Raw genomic sequence first — 4,993 nt, 5'->3', positions numbered from 1 at the left:
GGATTCAGGTCCATGACAAAAAAATGGCCATTCATCTTGCAAAACATTATGGAGCGTCTACCTTGATAAGTGTCTTGACGCAGTGACGCGCAAGACAAGACGTTGCTTTTCCTTAATACCAGTTTCTGTTAGCCCACCCGTAATACGGGTTATTGATAGAATCGTTGGCATGAGAGGAGTCGCCTCAGGAGTAACGTAAATGGTGGACGCTATAGGAATAGCGCTAGGCAATTAAACACTGCCTTTATCAAATCACACTGTTTGATGAGCCATGACCGTTAATTTGTTTAGACACCGGTGCAACCACACCCTGTCCTAATGCAAGCGCAAGGAGCAATAGCCATGAAAATGATTAAACCTGCTTTCCTCGGTACGTTGATGGTGCCTGCTTTCATGTTTGCCGCTGGCTCGGTCAGCGCTCAGGAAACAGTGGCAGCTGAAGCTACCTACCTCACCACGCAGCCTGAAAACACGTTCCATGCTGATTCGCTGATCGGCAACAACGTGAAAAGCACCGTAGAAGAAGATGAGGATATCGGTACCATTTCTGACCTGGTCATCGATGAAGATGGTCAGATCCAGGCTGTCGTCATGGGTATCGGTGGGTTCCTCGGCATGGGCGAGAAAGACGTTGCCGTCGAGTGGGACTCTCTGGAACTGACGAAAGATGATGACGGCGATGACTACGTGATTCGCGTCAATGCATCACAGGATGCACTGGAAGCTGCCGAAGAGTATGAGCGTGACTAAACGCTGATAACGGTAAGCGTTAAAAAAGGCCTTGGCAATTGCCAAGGCCTTTTAGCATCTAGACAGCAATACTTTAAGGCGCCAAGTTAACACTTCCATTAAGCTTTAAAGCCAGCTCAACTAAAAGTCAAAAGAAGCACTTGACGCCTTTTCCATAACACAAGTTATTAAATCAACCTTTTAACTTTGCGGTCATGGTAATCTCAGCATTCAATACTTTTGAAACAGGACAATTTGCTTTGGCCGTCTCTGCGGCTTCTTTAAAAGCGGCTTCATCCGCTCCGCTCACGCTAGCTTCTACTTCAAGATGAATTTTCGAAATATCGAAACCATTCGAGCCCTGTGACAGCGTTACGCTGGCCTGTGTATCAATGGACTCCGCCGTGTAGCCTTTTTCGCCAAGAATCATGGAGAGCGCCATGGAAAAACAGCCCGCATGGGCAGCACCGATCAGCTCTTCTGGATTGGTGCCCGGCGCGCCTTCGAAGCGCTGCTTGAACGAGTAGTTGGCGTCCAGCGCTCCACTTTCGGTAGATACATGCCCTTGGCCGTCCTTCAAACCACCTTCCCAACGTGCGCTTGCTTTGCTATCCATTCTGTTCTCCTTTCCCAGGGTAGTTCGCTAATGGCGAACTGAGCGCAAGAGAGCGTTCAGCCTTTTCAGGGTAGCTGATTTCTCCGGGGCTTGCCGAATGTCACGGCGTGATATCACCTGAGGACTCGCTGCTCATCGCCGCCAACTCGACGGGTGCACTGGCATCGATGAGCAGTTCGACGCGCCGATTGGCCGCCCTGCCATCGGAGGTGGTGTTACTGGCCACCGGCCGTGTTTCGGCAAACCCTTGGATGATCAGACGCTCAGGCGCCATATTGCCGTCTTCGATCAGCACATTAGCCACGGACGCAGCACGCATGGCGGAAAGATCCCAATTGCTGCGAAACTGCGCCGTGCGGATAGGCACGTTATCGGTATGCCCATGCACTGATAGCGTGCCACTCAAACCACTGAGGAGACTGGAAAGTTCTACCAGCAGTGAGGCAAACGCAGGCGTCACCGTGGCGGTGCCTGAACCAAAAGTGCCGTTTTCGGCGACTCGGATGATAATCCGCGCCTCTTCCACTTCAATCTCCACGCCCCCTTCAGATAACGCAGTAGCCAACAACTTTTCGATACTGTTAGCTATTTGCAGAGTACGTTGACGCTGCTGGTTTTCCAGCACGGTGCGCATGGTTTCCAACTGGGGTTGCGGCTGTTGCGTCCGCTGGCGCACTTCCTCGATCAAGGTACGGTCGGGCGTCGCTGGCGAAAAGTGCTGCATGGCCGCACTGGTGCCCATGGGTATCTGCATCGCTTCGATATCCCGCTGTACACCGAAGGCCTCAGACAACGACTCGGCCACGCGCCGAAATTTTTGCGCATCGATTTCAGCAAAGGAGAGCAGCAGCACAAAAAAGCACAGCAGCAGTGACATCAAGTCCGCATAGGTCACCATCCACGCTGGGATATTGCTCTTTCTTCTTGCCACCGACTTATCCCCGCTCGCTCGCTGTCTTACGTTCGTCGGACTCTACACGACGCTCTGGCGGCAAATAGAGGGCCAGCATTTGCTCCAGTACACGGGGGTTCTTGTCGCCCTTGATGGCCAGCAGCGCGTCGATCCACAGCTCCTGCATCTTGGCTTCCTGATTCATGCGTACCCATAGCTTTTCAGCAATGGGGTTGGCAAACATTGTGGCAATCATGGCGCCATACATGGTGGTCAGTAGCGCCACGGCCATGGCGGGCCCAATCAGTGACGGGTCGTTCATATTGGCGAGCATCTGCACCAGTCCTACCAGGGTGCCAATCATGCCCATGGCCGGAGATACTTCCCCTAGCGCGGAAAACACTTGGCCTCCGGCCTCGTTGCGCTCCAGCGTCAGCAGGCGCTCTTTTTCCATCATCTCCTTGATCATGTCGGCGCTGAAGCCATCCGCCAGCATCTGCAACCCCTGCTGGAGAAAAGGCGAGCTGACTTCACGGCTTTCCAGCGCGATCATGCCCTCGCGACGTGCCACTTTGGCTAACTCAACGAGTTCGTCGATGCTGTCTTGAGTACTGGGTAGCTGAAACTTGAACGCCCGAGCCGCCGCCTTGAGCGCGAACTTGAACTGGGTAATGCTGAACTTGGCCAGCACCACGAACAAGCTTCCCCCCACGACCAGCAGTAGCCCAGTAAGATTCAGGAATACCTCGGGCGAGGTGCCCAGCATCACAGAAGCTCCTACCAGTACAGCAGCACCTACAAGACCAATCAGCGTCGCGAGATCCACGGTGTATCCTCAGTGTGTCAATATTAGCCACCAACGTTCTCTGAGACAGTAGAGACCAAACCCCCAAGCGTCAACACCAAAACCATGATGTAACCATTATTGACAAATGAAACTGCTAACCCTTAAGACGTATTCGCATGTGCTCATATTATGGTTATGCTGAGCGGTTGCTCTCTATACCGGTGTTTACTCCAAGGAACTGCCATGTCCACAGCCGACGCGCTGCGCTTAATATTGCTCTCTTCGTTATGGGGGCTTTCGTTTATTTTCATGCGCGTGGCGGCACCGGAATTCGGCTCTGTCCCCTTGGTGTGGATACGCATGACTATTGGCGCCCTGCTGCTCGTGCCACTGTTGCTGAGCCTGCACTACGCCCGGCTGATCTGGCAGCACAAAGGGCCGCTACTTCTGCTGGGCGTGGTCAGCCATGTGCTGCCCTTTTCCCTGCTGGCACTGGCAACCACGCGCCTGGAAGCGGGATTTACCTCGCTGCTCAACGCCACCACGCCTATTTTTACCGCGCTGCTGGGGGCGGCTTTTTTTGCCACGCCCGTGAAACGTCAGCAATACCTGGGGCTGACGTTGGCGCTGGTGGGAGTTTATGTGCTGTCGGCACATCGTCTGGACTTCAGTTTGGGGGGAGACGGCTGGTTCATCGTGGCCGTGCTGGGAGCCACCCTCTGCTATGGGGTCGCAGGCAATTATTCGAAAACCCGGCTAGGCCATTTACCCACGCGGGTACTGGCCGCGGGCAGCAGCGCCATGTCGGCGCTCGTGCTGCTGATCCCCGGCCTGCTGCTATGGCCCAGCGAGCCCATCAGCACGCTGGCCTGGGGTAACGCCTTGGCCCTGGCGGTGCTGAGCACCGCCGTGGCCTTTCTACTTTATTTCGGACTGCTGGCCAGCGCCGGGGCCACCGCCACATCCACGGTCACCTTTCTGGTGCCGGTGAGCGCGCTGCTGTGGGGCTATCTGCTGCTGGAAGAAACGCTCTCGCTGCAGGTAGTGCTCGGCATGGTGATTACATTGATGGGCACCGCCGTGGCCACGGGGCTGCTGCGCTTCAAACCTCGCGTGGTAATGCCTCTACGGCGTCCCCCACACGAATAGTCGCGCCCTGCCCCTTGGTCAGCGTGGCATTCTGGCCAAAAAAAGCGCCTTTCAGATGCGGCTGGGTATTGAGTGACAGCAGCGTCTTGAGTGGCTCGCCTTGGGCAGGGACCGCACCGGTCTGTTGATCCACAGTGGTGATCTTGCAGCGCTGGCAAGGCTTGCGCAGGGTGAGTTCGATACCACCAGTGGGTACTCGCAGCCCGGCCCAGCGGTCTTCCGCCCAAGCGGTGGCACACTCCACCACGATGTTGGGCCGAAACCGGTTCATGGGGATGGGAGATTGCCCAGCAGCCACCAGCGCCTGATTGAGCGCATCCAGCGAACCGGTGGTGGTAACCAGGAAAGGGTAGCCGTCCGAGAAGAAAGTATCCGCGCTGTCGCCCGCCAGGAAGTCCGCTTCCACGGGCCGTGGAAAGTCGCTGGCAAAGCGCACCAGACTCAAGCCCCGGGCCGTATCCCCCAAGGCAGCCTCCAGCCATCGTGACACCTCTGCACCTTCCGGATAGGCCTGGCAGTGATCTTTCCAGACGGTCACCTGGCGTAGCTCCCCCTCGGGCTCATCCAGTGAAATGGCGATAGGCGCCAGTGACGGATGCGAGAGCACCAGCGAGCGCTCATCGAGAGCCACGCCTATGGTGGCCAGGGCGGGCAGCTGACGCTGAGTGACGAAACGCTGCTGCGCATCGACCAGCATCCAGCGCCGATCACAGGCCAACCCGTGGGTGTAGAGCTCGCTCTGTTGCAGGTCGATCCCCTTGAGCGACTTGACCGGATAGACCGTCAGTTGAGTGATATTCACGGCAGCCTCATTTGAAGA

General features: G+C 56.1%; 6 protein-coding genes. 2 read left to right on the top strand and 4 right to left on the bottom strand.

Translation table 11 applies throughout. The annotated features are described in order from the left end of the window. Positions 1-342: 342 nt before the first annotated feature. The gene (locus tag B7L71_RS16035) at positions 343-750 is read left to right on the top strand and encodes a PRC-barrel domain-containing protein (RefSeq protein ID WP_016914573.1); all 408 of its coding nucleotides are present in this window, start codon (positions 343-345) and stop codon (positions 748-750) included. A 172-nt stretch (positions 751-922) separates the two neighbouring features. Here B7L71_RS16035 and B7L71_RS16030 read toward each other — a convergent pair whose 3' ends face one another. From B7L71_RS16030 to B7L71_RS16020, 3 genes are all read right to left on the bottom strand, one after another. Next, positions 923-1,345 (bottom strand): OsmC family protein, encoded by a 423-nt coding sequence (locus tag B7L71_RS16030; RefSeq protein ID WP_016914574.1) that lies wholly within the window; start codon positions 1,343-1,345, stop codon positions 923-925. A gap of 100 nt (positions 1,346-1,445) precedes the next feature. Then, on the bottom strand, positions 1,446-2,276 hold the full coding sequence (locus B7L71_RS16025; protein ID WP_230478344.1) for a flagellar motor protein MotB: 831 nt from the start codon (positions 2,274-2,276) through the stop codon (positions 1,446-1,448). A 4-nt stretch (positions 2,277-2,280) separates the two neighbouring features. Further along, entirely contained in the window at positions 2,281-3,063 is a 783-nt protein-coding gene (locus tag B7L71_RS16020) for a MotA/TolQ/ExbB proton channel family protein (protein ID WP_081139112.1), read from the bottom strand. A gap of 204 nt (positions 3,064-3,267) precedes the next feature. Here B7L71_RS16020 and B7L71_RS16015 point away from each other — a divergent pair, with 204 nt between their 5' ends. Next, complete coding sequence (locus B7L71_RS16015; RefSeq protein ID WP_081139111.1) at positions 3,268-4,173, top strand: DMT family transporter; 906 nt, start codon at positions 3,268-3,270, stop codon at positions 4,171-4,173. Here the strand turns inward: B7L71_RS16015 and B7L71_RS16010 are convergent. Continuing rightward, complete coding sequence (locus B7L71_RS16010; RefSeq protein ID WP_081139109.1) at positions 4,127-4,975, bottom strand: MOSC domain-containing protein; 849 nt, start codon at positions 4,973-4,975, stop codon at positions 4,127-4,129. The genes B7L71_RS16015 and B7L71_RS16010 overlap by 47 nt on opposite strands. Between the last annotated feature and the right edge of the window lie 18 nt (positions 4,976-4,993).

Origin of the sequence: Halomonas sp. BC2 (assembly GCF_002078115.1) — a bacterium.
Lineage (GTDB): Bacteria > Pseudomonadota > Gammaproteobacteria > Pseudomonadales > Halomonadaceae > Vreelandella > Vreelandella stevensii.
Note: the sequence above shows the minus strand (reverse complement) of the source record. Positions and strands in the feature narration are given on the sequence as shown.